Origin of the sequence: Actinokineospora sp. HUAS TT18, from assembly GCF_051364635.1 — a bacterium.
Lineage (GTDB): Bacteria > Actinomycetota > Actinomycetes > Mycobacteriales > Pseudonocardiaceae > Actinokineospora.
Genome location: NZ_CP195645.1, coordinates 7,254,718 through 7,274,037 on the forward strand (window position 1 = coordinate 7,254,718; position 19,320 = coordinate 7,274,037).

A 19,320-nucleotide genomic window follows, 5' to 3' on the forward strand; every position below is an offset into this window, starting at 1 on the left:
TTCGGGCGAAGGGAGTAGGGCTGTGGTCGTCGCGCACGTGGAGAGAGCAGGACGTTCGCCGCTGGCGTGGATCGCGTCGGCGGTGGCCGGGACGCCGCGGCTCGTCGGAGCCATCCCGCCGACGGCGCAGGTGCTGCTGGGGATCATCAGCGTCCAGGTCGGCGCAGCGTTCGCCAAGCAGCTGTTCTCGGTGGCCGGGGCGTCCGGTGTGGTCACGCTGCGGCTGGTGTTCGCCGCCGCCGTGTTGCTGCTGATCTGGCGCCCATCCCTGCCCGCGAAGCGCGACCTGCCGATCATCCTCGGCTACGGCGTCGTGCTCGCGACCATGAACGTGCTGTTCTACCTGTCGCTGGAGCGCATCCCGCTGGGCATCGCGGTGACCGTCGAGTTCCTCGGCCCGCTCGCCGTCGCGCTCCTCGGCTCCCGCAGGCTGCTCGACGCGGTGTGGGCGCTGCTCGCGGGCGGCGGCGTGGTCCTGCTCGCGCAGACGACCGGCGGCGCGGACGTCGTCGGCCTGCTGTTCGCCTTGGGCGCGGGCGTCTGCTGGGCGGCCTACATCCTGCTGACCAGCGCACTGGGCAGCCGTTCGAGCGACGGCTCCGGCCTGGCACTGGCCATGGCGTGCGCGGGACTCGTCGCGGCCCCCTTCGGCATCGCCGACGCCGGGTCGCAGCTGCTGTCGCCGATGGTGCTGGTCGTCGGCCTCGGCGTCGCGCTGATGTCGTCGGTGATCCCGTACTCGCTGGAGCTGGAGGCGCTGCGCAAGATCCCACCGCGCGTGTTCGGCGTCCTGATGAGCATGGAACCCGCCGTCGCCGCCGTCGCGGGCCTCCTGGTGCTCAGCGAGGCGCTGACCCCGCTGCAGTGGATCGCCATCTGCTGCGTCGTGGCGGCCTCGGCGGGCGCCACCCGCACCGCACGACCCGACGTCTAACCGTCACGGGCGCAGGTGCTCGATCGTCACGTTGTGTCGCTGGGCCAATCGCTGGGCGATCAGTGAACGGTGGCACGCCTCCGGGTCGCGCTCGACACAGAACAGCGCCGCGGTCCCGCTGCCCGGCAACGCCGACACGATCGACGCGAGGTCGGCGCGGTCGAGGATCTCGGCGGTGTAGCGGCTGGTGTACTCGGCGGCGAGCTCCAGGCGGGAGCGCTTGCCGACCCCTAGGCGGCCGTCCTCGGCGTACTGGAGTTGGCGCAGCTCGGTGGTTGGAGCGAGTTCAGGGTGGTGTTCGTAGGCGATTTGGGCTTGGGCGAGGGCCGCCTGTAGCCGGACCGAGTTGGCCCACGCGTACTCGGGTCCGCGGACACCGCGGCGTTGGCGCACGTCGAGCAGCACCCGGACCTCGGCGTTCCGCAACCGCCGCAGGAACGCCTCGACGCTGAAACCGTAGACGCCGATCGTCACCATTCCGCGCACCGCGAATCACCTACTTCCTGCCTGCTACTCGTGCCGGATTCACCGGCACGAGTAGATGGCATCACGCGACGGCGGTTCCTTCGAGTTCGATCAGTTGGCCCGGGATCGCCAGTCGGGTCACGCCGAGCATTGTGGTGGTCGGGGCCACCTTGGCGGCGCCCAGCCGCGACGCCAGTTCGCCGTAGTGCTGGAAGAGCAGGTCGACGTCGGTGGTGTAGACGTTGAGGCGGACGAGGTTCGCCAGTGACATGTCCGCCTCGGCGAGCACGGCCTCCAGGTTGTCGAGGCTCAGCGCCAACTGCGCCGCCATGTCGCCGTCGTGCTGGGGTTCGCCGTCGCTGTTCATCGCGGTCTGGCCGGAGCAGTAGAGGGTGCGGGTGTGCCCGGAGACGATCTCGCCTTGGTTGAATCCCATCGCCACCGACCAGGTCACCGGGTTGACCGCGGTTCGTTCCGTCGCCACATCAGGTCCATTCGATTCAAGGGTCTGTACCTCCACAAGCCTCCCGGCAAATCACGACATCCTGTGTCGTGTATTCCGATAAAGTTCGACTGTGCGCGCCGACCGGTTGGTCTCGCTTGTGCTTCTGCTGCGCCAGCGCGGTCGCCTGTCCGCGACGGCGCTCGCCCGCGAGCTGGAGGTGTCCACCCGCACCGTGCTGCGCGACATCGAGGCGCTGTCCGCCGCGGGTGTCCCGGTCTACGCCGAACGCGGCAGGCGCGGTGGTTTCGCGCTGCTGCCCGGTTTCCAGACCGAGCTCACCGGCCTGAACCACGACGAGGCGCTCGCCCTGCTGGTCGCCGGGTCGCGCCGGGGCGCGCAGGCGTTCGGCCTCGGCTCCGCGCTCGCGTCGGCGATGCTCAAAGTGGTCGACGCGCTTCCCGACAGCTACCGGGACACCGCGGCGGGCGTGGCCGAGCGACTGCTCATCGACCCGCAGACAGACCTGCTGTCGCGGCGGCTCGACGCCGACGAGGTGCCGAATCCGGTGGCGGCCGAGGTGCGGCGCGCGGTGTTCGCCGGGCACAAGCTGCGCATCCACTACGCGGCGGTCGATCAAGCCCCGAAGTGGCGCACGGTGGACCCGATCGGCCTGGTCACCGTGCGCGAACAGGGTTATCTGCTCGCGACGAGGTCCGGCGCCGACCGCACCTACCGGCTGTCCCGGATCCTGGCCGCCGAGGAACTCGCCGAACCCGCGCAGCGGCCCGACCGGGTCGATCTGGACCGGGCCTGGCAGGAACGCGGCACGCGGTTCCGCACCGGCGGCGACCAGGTCACCGTGCTGGTGCGCGTGAACCCCGCGCGCCGCGAGGAACTCGTCGCAACCGCGCTGGCCGTCCTCCACGAAGAAGCCGACGCGGACAAACTGCGGCTTGAAGTGACCTTCCAGGACTCAAGGCACGCCGAATGGGCCCTGTGGCAACTCGCCACGGACGCGGAAGCCGTGGCGCCCCAGTGGTTGCGGGACGCCCTGCGCGCCAGCGCTGTCGCGGTCGCCAAACGCTACGAATCGCCCTAGCGGGCGCGCACCTCGCCGCGCAACACGGAGGCCAGGTCGTAGCGGGCGGGTTCTTCGAGCTGTTCGTAGGTGCACGACGACGGCTCGCGGTCCGGGCGCCAGCGCTGGAACTGGGCGGTGTGCCGGAAGCGGCTCGGGTAGCCGCCCTCGGTGTGCTCGTAGGCGACCTCGACCACCCGCTCCAGCCGCAGCGGCACCCACGGCTGCTCGGTCGTGCGCCACCGGCTGACCGACCCGGGCTTGCGCGTCATCTCCGCCTCGTGCCACGTCGCCCATGGGTGGCCCGCGGCGCCGTCGCGCATCAGGTCGGCCAGCTCGACGGCCAGTTCGCGGCGCCGCGCGGCGGGGAATGAGCCGACGACGCCGACGTGGTTGAGACCGCCGGTGTTGTCGTAGAGGCCGAGCATGAGCGAGCCGACCGCCTCGCCCGGCTCGGTGTCCTTGTACCAGCGCAGGCCCGCGACGACGCAGTCCGCGGTGCGCGAGTGCTTGAACTTCAGCATCGTGCGCTTGTTCGGCGTGTACGGCCCGTCGGCGGGTTTGCCCATGACGCCGTCGAGCCCGGCGCCCTCGAAGATCTCGAACCACTGGCGTGCCAGGTCGGAGCTGGTCGTGGCCGGGGTCAGGTGCACGGAGTCGGTCACCGTCAGCAGGTCTTCGAGCCTGCGCCGCCGGTCGACGCCCGGGGTGTCGAGCAGCAGGTCGTCGCCGAGGGCGAGCACGTCGAAGGCGATGAAGCGCGACGGCGTGGTCTCCGACAGCATCTTCACCCGGCTCGCGGCGGGGTGGATGCGCTCGGCCAGTTTGTCGAAGTCGAGCCTGCCGTCGATGTCGACGACGAGTTCCCCGTCGACCACGACCCGCTCGGGCAGGGCCGCGCGCAGGGCGATCTCGGCTTCGGGGAAGTAGCGGTTGAGCGGCTTGCCCGAGCGTGACTGCAGGGTCACCTCGTCGCCGTCGCGGAACACCAGGCAGCGGAAGCCGTCCCATTTGGGCTCGAACACCAGGCTCGCGTCGTCCGGGATGGACTTCACGGCCTTGGCGAGCATCGGTTGGACCGGCGGGGTCAGCGGTAGGGCCACGAATCCCATCCTGCCCGCTCACCGCGTTCCCCGCCGCTACGCCGCGCCGTCCCTGCGGTAGCGCAGCATGAGGAAGCCGTCGTCGGTCAGCACCGAGGCGAGCTCCATCCTGGCGGGCGCGGCAGGCGGGGTGCCGACCGCGATCCGGCCTTCTCGGCCACCGGCCAGCAGCGGCGCGACGGTCAGGCAGAGCTGGTCGACGAGGTCTTCGGCGATCAGCTCGCCGAACAGGGTCGGGCCACCTTCGCAGCACACCCGCCTCAGTCCGCGGTCGGACAGCGCTCGTAGGGCGGCGGCCATGTCGACCCGGCCGTCACCGGCCACGATGACGTCCGCGCCCGCGTCCGTCAGCTTGGTCCGCCTTTCCGCCGGCGCCGACTCGGTGGTGACGATGATCGGCGGGACGAGCGTGTCGGTCAGCAGGGTCGAGTCGGGCCCGATGGAACAGCGCCCGGTGACCACCGCGATCGGCGGCACCTCGCTGAGCCCCAGCGCGGTCCGGCGACGTGTCCGGACCTCCGTGCGCTTGACGCCCCGATAGCCCTCGTCGCGGGCGGTGCCCCAGCCGACGAGGACCACGTCGGCCAGGTCGCGGCCGAGGGCGAAGATCCGCTTGTCCGCCGGACTCGACAGCCCAGCCGACTTGCCGTCGACGGCGACCGCGCCGTCCGCGCTGCTGACGAAGTTGACCTGCGTCCACGCCCGGTCGAGGGTTTCCGGGTAGGCGTAGAGGGCCTCCAGTTCGGTGTCGTCCACCACACTGTCGGTCTGACCTGGGGAAACCCGATCCACGGGCCACAACATCCGCACCGCGACACACTACGCTGCCCGTCATGCCAGCCAGCCTGCTCGACCGCGCCCCCGAGATCGGCGCGGAGGAGTTGATCGCCACCATGGCCCCGCCGCCCCGCTTCGGCGGCGTCCGGTTCGACACCTACATCCCGAACCCGGCTGAACCGAGCCAGGCGGCCGCGGTGCGCGAGTGCGCGGCGTTCGCCTCGCGGGTGGGGGCGCGGCAGGAGCGGTCGCTGTTCCAGCGGATGTTCGGCGGGAAGGCCGAGGCAGGCAAGCCGGGGCTGTACCTGGATGGCGGGTTCGGCGTCGGCAAGACGCACTTGTTGGCGTCGATCTGGCACGCCGTTCCGGGGCCGAAGGCGTATGGGACGTTCGTCGAGCTGACGCATCTGGTGGGGGCGCTGGGGTTCACGCAGGCGGTCGAGCGGCTCAGCGGTCATCGGCTGCTGGCTATTGACGAGTTCGAACTCGACGACCCGGGCGACACGATGTTGGTCACGCGGCTGTTGGCGCAGTTGACCGACGCCGGGGTGCACGTGGCGGCGACGTCGAACACGCTGCCGGACAAGCTGGGGGAGGGGCGGTTCGCCGCTGACGACTTCCTGCGGGAGATCCAGGCGCTGTCTTCTCGGTTCTCGGTGGTTCGGGTGGATGGGCCGGACTACCGGCACCGCGGGTTGCCTGACGCGCCCGCTCCACTGTCCGATGTGGACCTGTCGGCCCGGGCGGCTGGGTTGGCGGGATCGACGCTGGACGACTTCGACGCGCTCTGTGATCACCTGGCCGCGCTGCATCCGTCGCGGTACGGCAAGTTGGTGGATGGGGTCAGTGCGGTGCATCTGCGGGATGTGCACGCGCTGGAGTATCAGGATGTTGCTTTGCGGGTGGTCTCGTTCGCCGACCGCCTCTATGACAGGGCGATCCCGGTCGTCGTGTCCGGCGCACCGGTATCGGAGCTTTTCACCGACGAGATGCTGCGCGGCGGCTACCGAAAGAAGTACTTGAGGGCAGTCAGCAGGCTGGTCGCCCTGTCCCGGGACGCGGCGACTGCGAGCTAGCGGCGGTGGTTTCCGCCGCGCTGGGATTTGTCGATCAGGGCCCATACCGACACACCGGTGGTCGTCTCGGCCGATCGGCTGGGCCTGCTGGGCTCGGGGCGCTCGCGCAGTTCCCGGCGGACCTGGTCGTAGATGGGTGTGTCGGTCACCAGCATCCTCTCGTCAGCTTCCCCTCGCGCACACGCACCGTACGCCCCGAGCTCTGTGACGCCACAGGGTGGTCCCATCGCTACATCAGGTGACCTACCCGGGTGAATTGACTACCGTCCGGTGTTTCCGCTGTTCGGCCGCACCAACAGTGGATCGCCCACAGGCTTGGCGACCGCGTCGATCGCCGCGGCGACGATGATCACCACGGCGACGCCCCAGAACAGTGACCCAAGTGTGTCCGACAGGTAGTGGTAGCGGGCGCCGATGATGGCCCAGGCGCCGACGCCGACCAGCGTCAAGGCCGTCGCGGCGACGCCAAGGGTGGCCTTCCACCGCAGGGCGGGCGCGGCGTTTCCCGCCACGACCAGGGTGATCACCGCGAGGATCGAGACCAAGGTCGTCGTGTGGCCGCTCGGGTAGGCGAGGTAGCCGTCGTGCGTCCGGTCGAAGAAGGGCTTGAGCGCCCACGTGTTGAGGCCCGCGGCGACGACCGGGCCGAGGACCGCCAGCAGCGCGATCCGGGGACGCCGGTGCCACAGCGCGATGGACACGATCAGCGTGATCAGGCCGATCATGGCCGCCGGGTTCGTGCTGACCGTCAGCGGCGTGACGATGTCGCGGCGCAGCCAGAACACCTCGAACGCGGCCTGGTCGACCGGGCCCGCGTCGGTGTTGCCCGCGACCTCCGCGCCCAGCGCGCCGACGATGATCAGGCACGGCACGATCAGCGCCAGCGCCGGGCGGAGCAGGTGCGGGGGCAGCAGCAGGCGGCGTTCGAGGACCACCCGGCCACTATGCCCGACAAACCGTTCGCTTCCGCCAGTGCCGTTGGGTCACCATCTGCGACATGGGACACCTCGACGCCGCCGGACTCTCCTACACCCTGCCTGACGGCCGGGTGCTGTTCCGCGACGCCGGTCTGCGGGTCGGCGCGGGGCAGGTGGTGGCGGTCGTCGGGGAGAACGGGGCGGGCAAGAGCACCCTGCTGCGGCTGCTCAGCGGCGAGCTGACCTCACCGGACGGAGGGGTTTCGGTGCAGGGCGGCCTCGCGGTGATGCCGCAGTTCGTCGGCTCGGTGCGCGACGACCGGTCGGTGCGCGACCTGCTGCTGGCCGTCGCCCCCGCCCCGTTGCGCGCCGCGGCGCTGGCCGTCGACGACGCCGAGCTGGCGATGATGGAGACCGACGACGAGCCGACCCAGCTGCGCTACGCGACCGCGCTGGCCGACTACGACGAGGCGGGCGGGTACACCGCGGAGGTCCTCTGGGACACCGTGACCGTCGCGGCGCTCGGTGTCGGCTATGAGAAGGCGCGCTTCCGCGAGGTGCGGACGCTGTCGGGCGGCGAGCAGAAACGGCTGGTCCTGGAGGCGCTGCTGCGCGGCCGGGAACAGGTCCTGCTGCTCGACGAACCAGACAACTACCTCGACGTGCCCGGCAAGCGGTGGCTGGAGCAGCAGTTGGCGGAGACGCCCAAGGCGGTGCTGCTGGTCAGCCACGACCGCGAGCTGCTGAACCAGGTCGCCACGCACGTGGTGACCGTCGAGGCGGGGACCTCGTGGACGCATCCGGCGGGCTTCGCGTCGTGGCACGACGCGCGCGAGGCGCGCTGGGAGAAGGTCGCCGAACTCCAGCGCCGCTGGGACGAGGAGCACGAGAAGCTCAAGGAACTGGTCCGCCTGATGCACCGCGCCGCGATCGTCAACGACGGCATGGCGAGCCGGTACCGGGCGGCGCAGACCCGCCTCCGCAAGTTCGAGGAGGCAGGTCCGCCGCCGGTGCCGCCGCGGCCGCAGAAGGTGAAGCCGCGGCTCGTCGGCGGCCGGACCGGGATCCGGGCGATCACGTGCGAGTCGCTGGAGCTGACGGGGCTGATGAAGGCGTTCGACGTCGAGGTGTTCTTCGCCGACCGGCTGGCGGTGTTGGGGTCGAACGGTTCGGGTAAGAGCCACTTCCTCCGATTGTTGTCTGATGTGGACAGTGTGCGGCATTCGGGCGTGTGTCGGCTTGGCGCGCGGGTTGTTCCGGGGCTGTTCGCGCAGACCCATGACCATCCCGAGTGGATCGGGCGCACGCTCGTCGACATCCTCTGGCATGGCGACGGCGACCGGTCCGGGTTGGATCGCGGGTCCGCCGCCTCGGTGCTGAGCCGCTACGGGCTGGCGGCGGCGGCCGAGCAGCGCTTCGAGACGCTGTCCGGCGGGCAACAGGCGCGGTTCCAGATCCTGCTGCTGGAACTGGGCGGGGCGACGTTGCTGCTACTCGATGAGCCGACGGACAACCTGGACCTGCACTCGGCCGAGGCGTTGCAGGACGCCTTGGAGGCGTTCGAGGGCACGGTCGTCGCGGTGACACACGACCGGTGGTTCGCGCGGTCGTTCAACCGGTTCCTGGTGTTCCGGTCGGACGGGGAGGTCGTGGAGACCCCCGCGCCCGTGTGGGACGAGACGCGGGTCAAGCGCGCGCGGTAGCGGGCTTGACGATCAGTGCGGCGGCGAACGCCAGGCTCGCCACCGTGAACGTCGCGATGGGCGGTGGCGGCAGCACCGCGATGGCGAGCGCGAGCAGACCGACCGACGCCGCGAGGCCCATCAGTCCGGCCGGTCGCGCCCGGCCGGGGGAGTCCGCTGTGAGGCGGGCGATCAGCAGGAAGAGCACGCCCACGAGCAGGATCGCCACGCCCATCGCGATGCCGAAGCCGGTCATCATGTCCATCAGGCTGCGCCGGGTTCCCATCAGCTCGAAGAAGTGGCCGCGCAACGCGGCGTCGGCGTCGGTGGGGTTCGACAGGCGGAGCAGGACTTCGCCGGTGAGGTGGCCTACGCCGGTGATGATCCAGCACCAGGCGCCGACGCGGTACAGAAGTGGATGCATGTGGTCCCCCTCAATGGTTGCTACAGACGTAGTGGACGCTACATCTGTAGTGTGCGGGGCGTGGGTGAAGGTGACTTGGATCGCAAGACCTTGTTGGCGGACGCGGCGATCGATGTTGTCGGGGAGGAGGGGCTGCGGGGGCTGACGCACCGGGCGGTTGATACGCGGGCCGGGCTGCCGTCGGGCACGTGCAGCTACCACTTCTCGACGCGGCGGGCGCTGATCGCGGCGGTACTTGATCGCATCGCGGCGCTTGACCGGGCGGACATCGACCAGATGCTGGCGGGTCGGGATCTTGAGCCGTCGGTTGTGGTCGAGGCGGCCACCGCGGTGTTGGCGATCTGGCTCGGATCGGCGCGGGTCCGCAGTCGGGCGCGTTTTCTGCTGATGTTGGACCCGCAGAGCACGCGGCTGGTCGAGTCGACCCGTGCGGAGCTCGCCGCTGGGTTTCACGCGTTGGCGACTGCGTTCGCGGGGGACGCGGAGCGCGGTGGGCTGCTGGTGGCGCTCGTCGACGGGCTTGTTGTCGACGAACTCATACGCGGGGAGGTGCCGGTCGATGTGGATCAGCTTCGGGTCAGGCTGACGTCAGTGGCGGCGCTTGTTTTGCCGCGGTGATCAGGCCGGTGATTGTTCGTTCGCCAGCTCTTGGAAGCCGTCCGGCCGGGAGCCCTCGCTGCCCGGCCGGACGGTTGTCCTAATGGGTCACGATCTCCGCGATGGCGTCGACGCCCATGTCGATCTCCGCTTCGGTGATGACCAGCGGGGGTGCGACGCGCAGGGTGGTGTCGTGGGTTTCCTTGCACAGGACGCCGCGGTCCATCAGGGCCTGGGAGGCGGTGCGGCCGGTGGGGCCGCCGGGGGCGATCTCGACGCCCGCCCACAGGCCCCGGCCGCGGACCTCCGCGACGCCGCGGCCGACGAGTTCGCCGAGGCGGGTGTGCAGGTAGGCGCCGAGGGTGGTGGAGCGTTCCTGGAATTCGCCGGTCCGCAGGAGTTTCACCACGGCGCGGCCGACGGCGCAGGCCAGAGGGTTGCCGCCGAAGGTGGAGCCGTGTTCGCCAGGCTTGAGGACGCCCAGGACGTCGCCGCGGCCGACCACCGCTGAGACCGGGAGGATGCCGCCGCCGAGGGCTTTGCCGAGGGTGTAGAGGTCGGCGCGGACGCCCTCGTGGTCCAGGGCGAACAGGGTGCCGGTGCGGGCGAGGCCGGACTGGATCTCGTCGGCGATGAAGAGGACGTTGTGCTGGTCGCAGAGCGCCCGGACCTCGCGCAGGTAGCCCGACGGCGGGGCGAGGACACCCGCTTCGCCCTGGATGGGTTCGACCAGGATGGCGGCGGTGCGGTCGGTGATGGCCGCTTCGAGCGCCTGGGCGTCGCCGTACTTCACGACCGTGAAACCCGGGGTGAAGGGGCCGAAGTCGTTGCGGGCCACCGAGTCCGTCGAGAACGAGATGATCGTGGTGGTGCGGCCGTGGAAGTTGGAGCCCGCGACGATGATCTCAGCGGTGTTCTCCGGGACGCCCTTGATCTGGTAGGCCCACTTGCGTGCGACCTTCAGCGCCGACTCGACGGCCTCGGCGCCGGAGTTCATCGGCAGCACGAGGTCGGTGCCGGTCAGCTCGGCGAGCTCGCGGCAGAACAGGCCGAGCTGGTCGTGGTGGAACGCGCGGCTGGTGAGGGTCAGCTTGCCCAGCTGCTCGGTGGCCGCGGCGATCAGCGCGGGGTGGCGGTGGCCGAAGTTCAGCGCCGAGTAGCCCGCGAGGAAGTCGAGGTAGCGGCGGCCCTGCACATCGGTCACCCAGGCCCCCTCGGCCTCGGCGATCACCACGGGCAGCGGGTGGTAGTTGTGCGTGCTCCAGCGCTCGTCGAGGGCGATGAAGTCGGCCGCCGAACGCGGCTCGGCTGCGGTGGTGGAGGGGGCAGTCGCGGTCATGACCCCAGGCTAAGGGGGCATGACGTCGGATTCATCCGGCGAGTGTTGCTTCCCACGCGTATTTGTTGCGCCATCCGCATAAATTTCGGTGGTTTGTTGCGCCAGCAGAAGATGCTCCGGCGGTTTAGGCTGTTCGAATGGGTAAGAAGCAGGCCGCGGCCGCATCCGTCCGAGACGCGCTGAGGGTAACCCCGGGCAGCGAGTCTGTCCTGCTCAAGCCGGGTGACACGCCAATCGGCCCGACATCCAAGGCCAAGGCCACCGAGGAGCTCGCGGAGGCCGGCGCGGAGCTGGCCGCGCTGCAAGAGGCACTGTGGGCCGAAGGCACCTTCGGCGGCGGTGACCGGCGGGTGCTGCTGGTCCTGCAGGGGATGGACACCTCGGGCAAGGGCGGCACCATCGAGCACGTGTTCGGCCTGATGAACCCGCAGGGTGTCCGGGTCGCCTCGTTCAAGAAGCCGACGCCCGCCGAGCGGCGCCACGACTTCCTGTGGCGGATCCGCAAGCAGGTGCCCGGTCCGGGGCTGGTCGGCGTGTTCGACCGGTCGCACTACGAGGACGTGCTGGTCGTGCGCGTGGAGAACCTCGTGGAGCCGCCCGTCTGGGAGGCCCGCTACCAGCAGATCAACGACTTCGAGTCCGAACTGGTCGAGCAGGGCGTCGCCGTCGTCAAGTGCTTCCTTCACATCTCGGCCGAGGAGCAGAAGGCGCGGCTGCTCGCGCGGTTGGAGGATCCGGCCAAACGGTGGAAGTACAACCCGGACGACCTGATCGCCCGCGCCAAGTGGAGTCAGTACGAGCAGGCGTACGCCGCGGCGCTCGGGCGCTGCTCGACGGCGGTCGCGCCCTGGTACGTCGTCCCCGCCGACCGCAAGTGGTACCGCAACTGGGCGATCGCGCGGATCCTGTTGGAGACCCTGCGCGATCTCGACCCCCAATTGCCGTCGATCGACTTCGACCTCGACGCCGAACTCAAGCGCCTCAAGAAGAACGATCCGCTCGGCTGATCACTGGCCCTGGCAGAGGAACTCGCCGTTGCCGCGCATCCAGCCCCGGTAGACGGACTGGAACCACAGCTTGTCGTAGATCACCGAATGCGTGCATTTCACGTTGACCTTGAAGGGCAGCTCGACGATCGCGTCGTCGCGGTCGAACCAGCGGCCCTTGCCGGGGAAGGTGATCTTCCATTCCCAGGCGATCTGGTCGGAGGCCAGTTCGGTGCGCACGTCGGCGGAGGCGTCGAGGATGTAGGCGCCTTTGCCGTTGTCGCGGACGTTGTACTTCCAGCTGAAGACCAGCTCCCACTTCCACGCCGCGCCGAGGAAGCCGCCCAGGGTGTCACCCAGGATGGCCTTCTGGGACTCGCCCGCGTACTCGGAGGTGACCGCCACGAGTTGGCAGTCGTCGCCGGAGTCGAGGTTGCTGTCGGATATGCCGTCGGGCAGGCACTTGGCGAAGCCGCCCTCCACGACCGTCAGCTCCTGGCGGGGGCGCATGATCAGCTTGATCGTCTCGATGCCTTTGTTGACCACCTCGAGCGCGCCCTTGGCGGTGTCCAGTGCTCCATCCATCGTGGGCTCCTTATGCCATGCCAGAGGCGTGCACGGTCATTGACTGGGCGATGACTTCCTGGAACTGCTCGGGGGTCAGCTCACCTTCCGACTCGGACTCGGCCTGGTCGTTGGGCTGCCATTCCTGCCCGTCCCAGCGCCAGGCGCCGTCCTCGGAGAGGGTGCCTTCGGCGGGCGTGCCGACGTCGTCGGAATCCTGGCCGGACTGGGCGGGCACCCACTGCTCGCCGTCCCACATCCAGCTGCCGTCCTCCGACAGCGCGCCGACCTCGTGGGTGGCGGACTGCTCGGCCTCGGCCTCGGCCTCGGGTTCGGCGTAGCTCTCGGTCTCGCGGCTGAGCGCGTCCCACATCTCGGTGCCGACGACGCCGTCCTCGGTCAGCCCGTAGTTGCGCTGGAACTCGCGCACGGCGGCCTCTGTGGACTCCCCGAAGACGCCGTCGACGCTGTCGGTGAAGTACCCGTACTCGGCCAGGCGCTGCTGCAGCGCCAGCACATGATCGTTCTCGACGCCGGGCGCGAGTTCCTCACCGGCGGACAGCGGCGGCATGTCGGTCATGCCCTAACCCTGCTGTCCGTCCCCGTGCCGGGTCATCGCCGCGGGGGCGGCCGTCAGGGAATGGCCGGCCGCCCCTTCGGGTATCAGGCGAGGTCGCTCGCCGGGTAGCGCAGGTGGGCGGGAACCTTCGCGTCGACCGCCTGGACGGCGGGGCCGACACCGGAGAACAGCTCCGGGTCGACCGGGATCACGCAGGCGCCCTTGGTGAACACCACCCGGGACTCCCCCTGGTGCTCGACGCCGACGACGTCGGTGAACCGGCTGAAGTGGACTTCGCCTTCGCCGTCGAGGAAGGCGATGCCGTCGTCGGTCAGCACCAGTCGCGCTTTCCGCGCCTCCTTGTTGACAGCGCGCGCGAGCATGCCCGGCTTGAACACCCGGCCCTCCGGGACCTCGCGGGTGCGCGGGCAGCCGCCGAATGGCACGGGCTTGCCGTCGAGGTCGGTCAGGTCGACCTTGACTTCCTGCGGCACCACCAGCAGCGCGACCCGGAGGGCGGCGGCCATCGCCGCGGTGACGTCGGCCGCGGTGGTGGCGGCGATCTCGTCGCGCAGGGTCTCGAGTGTGCGGTGGCGCAGACCGAACAGCTCACTGCGGGCACTGTGGTCGAGAGCCGCGCTGACCGACCTCGGGTCGGCCATGAACTCGGCGAACGACTCGCGCTCGTGGGCCAGTTCCTCCTCGGTCGGGCCGTGCAGGGCCAGTTCCTTGGCGGTGTTCCACAGCACGGTCGCCGCCTCGGCCTCCTGGCCCTCCCTGGCGTCGAGGATGACATAGCGCTCGGCGCGGTCGGCGTCGATGTCGGCCTGGTCGCCGGAGACCTCGTAGCTGATGCCCTGCTCGCGCCGCGCGGTCTGCAGGAGACGTTCCTCCAACACGGACAGCCCGATCGTGTCGGCGGTCGAGCCGATTCGGCCCAGCATCGACAGTCCCGCGCTCGGCACCAGCTCGTCGGACCAGTACGGCCCGTCGGCGGACAGTGGCTCGACGACCTCGCGCACCGGGCGCCCGCCCGCGGGCAGCGGCAGTCGCAGGCCCTCCGGCGGCGGGCCGGTGAGCGTGAGGACGGCGTTGCCCGCGGTGAAGAACCGGGCCGCGTACTCGGTGACGATGTCCTCGGTCAGCCGGTCGTAGCCGGGGCCGTCCCACGGAGCCAGCCCGTGGGAGCGCAGGCCGAACCGGCGAGTCATGAGCGCGCCCGAGGTCGGGTGGGTGGTGGCGCCGCCCTCCGCGGCCAGCACACCGGCCTCCTTGGCGATGCGGTCCAGCGGCAGCGCGCCGAACGCCCGGCAGATCGTGTCGAGGAACGACACGATCTGCTCGGGCTTGCCCGTGGCGTAGAACTCCGTGGTCTCCGACTCCACCGACGCGTTGTGCTCGTAGTGCACCCGCGGCAGCACGCTCATCGCCAGGTGCTCGATGAGGTGGGTAACCCCGATCGTCCGGAACGTCTCGTCCCGCGCGCCGCACCCGAACACCAGCGTGGCGGTCAGTGGCGCCGGGCCTTCCGCCCACAGCACCGGCACGCCGTCGACCAAAGCTCTCTCCATGCGCGGGACCCTAAATCACGCCCGCGGGCCTCCGCGCCTGGGTATTCGGAATCACCTCGTCCCCGTAGGCGGCCAGGGTCTGCTCCCGCTGGTCGTGCATCAGGTACAGCGCGAACTGGTCGACGCCCAGCTCGGTGAGCTCGGCCAGCCGGTCCACATGGGCCGACGCGGGTCCGAGCAGGCAGAACCGGTCGACGATCTCGTCGGGCACGAAGTCGGTCGACGGGTTCCCGGCCTTGCCGTGGTGGCTGTAGTCGTAGCCCTGTCGACCGCGGATGTAGTCGGTCAGCTCGTGTGGCACCGGGCCGGACTCGCCGTAGCGGGCCACCAGGTCGGCGACGTGGTTGCCGACCATGCCGCCGAACCAGCGCAGCTGGTCGCGCTGGTGGGCCAGGTCGTCGCCGACGTAGGCCGGGGCGGCGACGCAGACGGTGATGCCGCCCGGGTCGCGGCCCGCGGCCTTCGCGGCGTCGCGGACGGCGTCGATGGTCCACTTGGCGATGGCCGGGTCGGCGGTCTGCAGGATGAAGCCGTCGGCGTGTTCACCGACGAGCTTCAGCGCCTTCGGACCGTAGGCCGCCATCCACATCTCCAGCCGACCGTCGCGCACCCACGGGATGCGCACGGGCGCGCCGTGGTGTTCGACCTCGCGGCCCTCGGCGAGTTCCCGGATGACGTGCATCGCGTCGCGCAGGACGTCGAGGGTGGCGGGTTTCTGGCCGATGACCCGGCGCGCGGAGTCGCCGCGGCCGATACCGCACACGGTCCGGTTGCCGAACATGTCGTTGAGCGTGGCGAACAGCGAGGCGGTGACCGACCAGTCCCGCGTGCTCGGGTTGGTCACCATCGGGCCGACCACCAGCGACGACGTGGCCGCCAGGATCTGCGAGTAGATCACGAACGGCTCCTGCCACAGCACGCAGGAGTCGAACGTCCAGCCGTGGCTGAACCCGCGCCGCTCGGCGTCCGCCATCAGCCTGACCACCTCGCGCGCGGGCGGGTCGGTCTGCAGTACCACTCCGAAATCCATGTCCGGCCTCCCTAGATCAGGTACTGGCTCAGGTCGCGCTTGAGGAACTTGCCGTGGCCCTCGCCGCCGTGGAACGCGCCGTCGGCGATGACGACCGCGCCGCGAGACAGCACGGTGTCGACCTTGCCGGTGATCTCCATGCCCTCGTAGGCCGAGTAGTCGACGTTCATGTGGTGCGTCGCGGCCGACAGGGTCTGCTTCGCGGCGGGGTCGTACACCACGATGTCGGCGTCCGCCCCGGCCGCGATCACGCCCTTGCGGCCTGCCAGGCCGAACATCCGGGCGGGCGTCGTCGAGCTGATCTCCACCCACCGCTCCAGCGAGATCTCGCCCGCGACGACACCCTGGTGCAGCAGGTCCATCCGGTGTTCGACGCCGGGGATGCCGTTGGGGATCTTGGAGAAGTCGTCGCGGCCCATCTCCTTCTGGTCCTTGAAGCAGAACGGGCAGTGGTCGGTCGACACCACCGACAGGTCGTTCGTCCGCAGGCCCCGCCACAGGTCGGCCTGGTGGTCCTTGGGCCGCAGCGGCGGCGACGCGACGTACTTGGCGCCCTCGAAGTCCGGCTTCGCCATGTCCTCGATGGACAGGTACAGGTACTGCGGGCACGTCTCGGCGAACACGTTCTGCCCGGTGTTGCGCGCCTCCGCGACGGCCGCGAGGGCGTGCCGCGACGACAGGTGCACGATGTAGAGCGGCGCCCCGGTGACCTTCGCGAGCTGGATGGCCCGGTGGGTCGCCTCGCCTTCCAGCTCCGGTGGCCGGGTCAGGCTGTGGTGCACCGGTTCCGTACGGCCCGCCGCGAGCGACTGGGCCACGAGCTGGTCGATGGCGATGCCGTTCTCCGCGTGCATCATGATCATCGACCCGGTCTCGCGGGCACGCTGCATCGCCCGCAGAATCTCCCCGTCGGTGGCGTAGAAGACGCCGGGGTAGGCCATGAACATCTTGAAGCTGTTGACGCCCGCGTCGATGCAGATCTGCATCTCTTTCAGCGACTCGTCGGTCACGTCGGAGATGATCATGTGGAAGCCGTAGTCGATGGCGCAGTGGCCGTCGGCCTTCTCGTGCCACTTGTCCAGAGTGGACAGCAGAGACGAGCCCTTGGGCTGCACGGCGAAGTCGATGATCGTCGTCGTGCCGCCCCAGGCCGCGGCGGTGGTGCCGCTGCCGAAGGTGTCGTTGGAGAACGTGCCGCCGAACGGCATCTCCATGTGGGTGTGGGCGTCGATGCCACCCGGGATGACGTACTTCCCTTGGGCGTCAATGGTCTTGTCGGCCTCGGTCAGCGTGCCGGGGGCGGCGACCGCGGCGATGGTCTCGCCGTCGACCAGCACGTCGGCGACGACGCGGCCGGTCGCGTTGACGACCGTGCCGTTCTTGATGAGTGTTCGCATCACGGCCTCGTGAGTGACTCGTAGGTGTCGGGCCTGCGGTCGCGGTAGAACGCCCACAGGTCGCGGACCTCGGCGAGCTTGTCCATGTCGAGGTCCCGGACGACGATCTCCTCCTCGGTGTCCGACGCGGCCTCGCCGACGAGTTGGCCGCGCGGGTCGACGAAGTAGGACTGGCCGTAGAAGTCGTTGTCGCCCAGCGGTTCCACGCCGACCCGGTTGATCGTGCCGACGTAGTACTCGTTGGCCACCGCGGCGGCGGGCTGCTCCAGCCGCCACAGGTACTCCGACAGGCCGCGGCTGGTCGCCGACGGGTTGAACACGATCTTCGCCCCGGCAAGGCCGAGCGCGCGCCAGCCCTCGGGGAAGTGGCGCTCGTAGCAGATGTAGACGCCGATGCGGCCGACCGCGGTGTCGAACACCGGGTAGCCGAGGTTGCCGGGCCGGAAGTAGAACTTCTCCCAGAAGCCCTTGACCTGCGGGATGTGGTTCTTGCGGTGCTTGCCGAGGTAGGTGCCGTCGGCGTCGATCACCGCGGCGGTGTTGAAGTACACCCCGGGCTGCTCCTGCTCGTACATCGGCACGATCAGCACCACTCCGTGCCGCTCGGCGACCTCCTTCATCAGCTCGGTCGTCGGGCCGTCGGGGATGCCCTCGGTGTAGGAGTAGTAGTCGGCGTCCTGGACCTGGCAGAAGTACGGCCCGTAGAACAGCTCCTGCAGGCACACGACCTGGGCGCCCTGTGACGCGGCCTTGCCGATCGCGTCGACCGCGTTGGCGATCATCGAGTCCTTGTCGCCGGTCCACTTCTGCTGGACCAGTCCTGCCCTGATGACGTTAGGCACGGGCTTCTCCTTCTAGGCGGGCGGGGGATTCGGCCCGGCTCGGCATCGACAGCGCCAGGTAGGTGACGAACGCGGCGACGACGCCGACGAGCCAGTTGTAGTCGTAGAGCGGCTTGAGGAACGGGATCAGGCCGTCGGCCGGGAACGGTCCGCCATAGGCGCCGCCGACGGCGAGGACCGCGCCGAGCAGCGTCGCGACCACCGCGCGCGGGTTCCAGCCGCCACTGAACCAGTAGCGGCCGCCGCCGTCGTGGTAGAGGTCCTTGACGTCGAGTTCGGTCCGCACCACCAACCAATACCCGGCCACGAGCACCCCCGCCACCGCGGCGAGCACGCCGCCGTAGAAGCCGAGCCAGGCGAAGATGTAGATGCTCGGGTCGGAGATCAGCCGCCACGGCATGACCACGACGCCGATGACGCCGGTGATGAGCCCGCCCATGGCGAAGGTGATCTTCTTCGGGAAGGCGTTGGAGAAGTCGTAGGACGGGCTGACGACGTTGGCGGCCAGGTTGCACGAGATGGTGGCCAGCACGAGCGCGACCAGCGCCACGATGACCAGCACCGGGCTGTCGAACCGCGCGGCCAGCAGCGCCGGGTCCCAGATGGCCTCGCCGTAGAGCACCTGGCCGCCGGAGGTGGTCAGGATGGCGACGATGGCGATGAACGACATGGTCGTCGGCAGGCCCAGGATCTGTCCGCGCATCTGCTTGCGCTGGCTGCCGCCGAAGCGGGTGAAGTCGGGCATGTTCAGCGACAGCGTCGCCCAGAAGGCGATCATCGCCATCAGCGACGGCGCGAAGACCTTCCAGAAGTCGGCGCCCCAGCCCAGCTTCGACGGCGCCGACAGGATCGGGCCGAGGCCACCCGCCTTGACGAGCACGTAGCCGAGCAGGATCAGGAAGCCGACCGACACAAGGGGAGCGGTCCAGTTCTCGAACCGGCGGATGGCGTCCATGCCGCGCCAGATGATGAGCATCTGGATCACCCAGAACACCCCGAAGCACAGCCACAGCGTCCAGTGCTGCCCACCGACGACCGTGGCGTTGATCCAGCTGTCGCCCACGAGCTTGCCGACGATGACGTAGAGCGCCTGCCCGCCGACCCAGGTCTGGATGCCGAACCAGCCGCAGGCGATGAACCCGCGCAGCAGGGCGGCCAGATTCGCCCCGCGCAGCCCGTAGAAGGCGCGGGCGAACACCGGGAACGGAATTCCGTACTTTGTCCCGGCGTGGCTGTTGAGCAGCATCGGGATCAGCACGATGAGATTGCCGATGGTGATGGTCAGAAAGGCTTGCAACCAGTCCATTCCGAGTGCGATGAGCGAAGCCGCGAGCGTGTAGCTCGGAATGTTGTGCGCCATGCCCATCCACAGGGCGAAGTAGTTGTACGTCGTCCAGGTGCGGCGCTCGACCGGGACCGGCGCGAGTTCGGGGTTGTAGAAGCGGCTGTGCTCGATCGGGCCGTGGTCGGGCAGGTCGACGCGGCCGTCCTGGTCGGTGATCTGGCTGCTTTGCTCAGCTGTGGCCATCCGCTG

The 19,320-nt window shown here is 69.7% G+C and carries 21 protein-coding genes; 6 read left to right on the plus strand and 15 right to left on the minus strand.

Annotated features, from left to right (window positions below; genetic code table 11):
- Positions 1–22: 22 nt before the first annotated feature.
- Positions 23–934, plus strand: coding sequence for an EamA family transporter (locus ACSHT8_RS33905; RefSeq protein ID WP_436496040.1), 912 nt, complete (start codon positions 23–25; stop codon positions 932–934).
- Between the two features lie 3 nt (positions 935–937).
- Here the strand turns inward: ACSHT8_RS33905 and ACSHT8_RS33910 are convergent, their stop codons facing one another.
- Both ACSHT8_RS33910 and ACSHT8_RS33915 read right to left on the minus strand, forming a co-directional pair.
- Positions 938–1,411, minus strand: a complete 474-nt coding sequence (locus ACSHT8_RS33910; protein ID WP_436502247.1) for a DUF488 family protein, N3 subclade — start codon at positions 1,409–1,411, stop codon at positions 938–940.
- Positions 1,412–1,481: 70 nt separating this feature from the next.
- On the minus strand, positions 1,482–1,835 hold the full coding sequence (locus ACSHT8_RS33915; RefSeq protein ID WP_436502248.1) for a RidA family protein: 354 nt from the start codon (positions 1,833–1,835) through the stop codon (positions 1,482–1,484).
- Between the two features lie 139 nt (positions 1,836–1,974).
- Here ACSHT8_RS33915 and ACSHT8_RS33920 point away from each other — a divergent pair, with 139 nt between their 5' ends.
- Entirely contained in the window at positions 1,975–2,943 is a 969-nt protein-coding gene (locus tag ACSHT8_RS33920; protein ID WP_436496042.1) for a helix-turn-helix transcriptional regulator, read from the plus strand.
- On the opposite strand, the gene ACSHT8_RS33925 is transcribed toward ACSHT8_RS33920, so the two are convergent.
- Both ACSHT8_RS33925 and ACSHT8_RS33930 read right to left on the minus strand, forming a co-directional pair.
- Positions 2,940–4,034 carry an ATP-dependent DNA ligase gene (locus ACSHT8_RS33925; protein ID WP_436496044.1) on the minus strand — a complete coding sequence of 365 codons (1,095 nt, stop codon included), beginning with the start codon at positions 4,032–4,034 and terminating at the stop codon, positions 2,940–2,942. The two genes, ACSHT8_RS33920 and ACSHT8_RS33925, sit on opposite strands and share 4 nt — an antisense overlap.
- A gap of 27 nt (positions 4,035–4,061) precedes the next feature.
- The gene (locus tag ACSHT8_RS33930; protein ID WP_436502249.1) at positions 4,062–4,829 is read right to left on the minus strand and encodes a pyrimidine reductase family protein; all 768 of its coding nucleotides are present in this window, start codon (positions 4,827–4,829) and stop codon (positions 4,062–4,064) included.
- A gap of 29 nt (positions 4,830–4,858) precedes the next feature.
- Here ACSHT8_RS33930 and zapE point away from each other — a divergent pair, with 29 nt between their 5' ends.
- The gene (gene zapE / locus ACSHT8_RS33935) at positions 4,859–5,878 is read left to right on the plus strand and encodes a cell division protein ZapE (protein WP_436496046.1); all 1,020 of its coding nucleotides are present in this window, start codon (positions 4,859–4,861) and stop codon (positions 5,876–5,878) included.
- Here zapE and ACSHT8_RS33940 read toward each other — a convergent pair.
- Entirely contained in the window at positions 5,875–6,027 is a 153-nt protein-coding gene (locus ACSHT8_RS33940) for a hypothetical protein (protein WP_436496047.1), read from the minus strand. The genes zapE and ACSHT8_RS33940 overlap by 4 nt on opposite strands.
- A gap of 111 nt (positions 6,028–6,138) precedes the next feature.
- Entirely contained in the window at positions 6,139–6,813 is a 675-nt protein-coding gene (locus ACSHT8_RS33945; RefSeq protein ID WP_436496049.1) for a phosphatase PAP2 family protein, read from the minus strand.
- 62 nt (positions 6,814–6,875) lie between these two features.
- On the opposite strand from ACSHT8_RS33945, the gene ACSHT8_RS33950 reads away from it, so the two are divergent.
- Complete coding sequence (locus tag ACSHT8_RS33950) at positions 6,876–8,498, plus strand: ATP-binding cassette domain-containing protein (protein WP_436496051.1); 1,623 nt, start codon at positions 6,876–6,878, stop codon at positions 8,496–8,498.
- Here the strand turns inward: ACSHT8_RS33950 and ACSHT8_RS33955 are convergent.
- Entirely contained in the window at positions 8,482–8,901 is a 420-nt protein-coding gene (locus ACSHT8_RS33955; protein WP_436496053.1) for an LIC_13387 family protein, read from the minus strand. The genes ACSHT8_RS33950 and ACSHT8_RS33955 overlap by 17 nt on opposite strands.
- Before the next feature lie 75 nt (positions 8,902–8,976).
- Here ACSHT8_RS33955 and ACSHT8_RS33960 point away from each other — a divergent pair, with 75 nt between their 5' ends.
- A complete protein-coding gene (locus tag ACSHT8_RS33960) occupies positions 8,977–9,519 on the plus strand; it encodes a TetR/AcrR family transcriptional regulator (RefSeq protein ID WP_436496055.1) in 543 nt (180 codons plus the stop codon).
- Positions 9,520–9,598: 79 nt separating this feature from the next.
- Here ACSHT8_RS33960 and rocD read toward each other — a convergent pair whose 3' ends face one another.
- Positions 9,599–10,837, minus strand: coding sequence for an ornithine--oxo-acid transaminase (gene rocD / locus ACSHT8_RS33965; protein ID WP_436496057.1), 1,239 nt, complete (start codon positions 10,835–10,837; stop codon positions 9,599–9,601).
- Between the two features lie 137 nt (positions 10,838–10,974).
- Between rocD and ACSHT8_RS33970 the strand changes: the two genes are divergently transcribed.
- Entirely contained in the window at positions 10,975–11,844 is an 870-nt protein-coding gene (locus ACSHT8_RS33970; protein ID WP_436496058.1) for a PPK2 family polyphosphate kinase, read from the plus strand.
- Here ACSHT8_RS33970 and ACSHT8_RS33975 read toward each other — a convergent pair whose 3' ends face one another.
- The 7 genes from ACSHT8_RS33975 to ACSHT8_RS34005 form a co-directional block, all read right to left on the minus strand.
- Positions 11,845–12,408: a hypothetical protein gene (locus ACSHT8_RS33975; RefSeq protein ID WP_436496060.1), complete on the minus strand. Its 564-nt coding sequence runs from the start codon at positions 12,406–12,408 to the stop codon at positions 11,845–11,847.
- 10 nt (positions 12,409–12,418) lie between these two features.
- Complete coding sequence (locus ACSHT8_RS33980) at positions 12,419–12,967, minus strand: peptidoglycan-binding domain-containing protein (protein ID WP_436496061.1); 549 nt, start codon at positions 12,965–12,967, stop codon at positions 12,419–12,421.
- Between the two features lie 83 nt (positions 12,968–13,050).
- On the minus strand, positions 13,051–14,517 hold the full coding sequence (locus ACSHT8_RS33985) for a hypothetical protein (protein WP_436496063.1): 1,467 nt from the start codon (positions 14,515–14,517) through the stop codon (positions 13,051–13,053).
- Between the two features lie 10 nt (positions 14,518–14,527).
- The gene (locus ACSHT8_RS33990; protein WP_436496065.1) at positions 14,528–15,547 is read right to left on the minus strand and encodes a TIGR03842 family LLM class F420-dependent oxidoreductase; all 1,020 of its coding nucleotides are present in this window, start codon (positions 15,545–15,547) and stop codon (positions 14,528–14,530) included.
- A gap of 11 nt (positions 15,548–15,558) precedes the next feature.
- A complete protein-coding gene (gene hydA / locus ACSHT8_RS33995; protein WP_436496067.1) occupies positions 15,559–16,944 on the minus strand; it encodes a dihydropyrimidinase in 1,386 nt (461 codons plus the stop codon).
- Positions 16,944–17,786, minus strand: a complete 843-nt coding sequence (locus ACSHT8_RS34000) for a nitrilase-related carbon-nitrogen hydrolase (protein WP_436496069.1) — start codon at positions 17,784–17,786, stop codon at positions 16,944–16,946. The genes hydA and ACSHT8_RS34000 overlap by 1 nt, the downstream gene beginning before the upstream one ends.
- On the minus strand, positions 17,779–19,314 hold the full coding sequence (locus ACSHT8_RS34005; RefSeq protein ID WP_436496071.1) for an NCS1 family nucleobase:cation symporter-1: 1,536 nt from the start codon (positions 19,312–19,314) through the stop codon (positions 17,779–17,781). Before ACSHT8_RS34005 ends, ACSHT8_RS34000 begins: the two co-directional genes overlap by 8 nt.
- Positions 19,315–19,320: the final 6 nt, after the last annotated feature.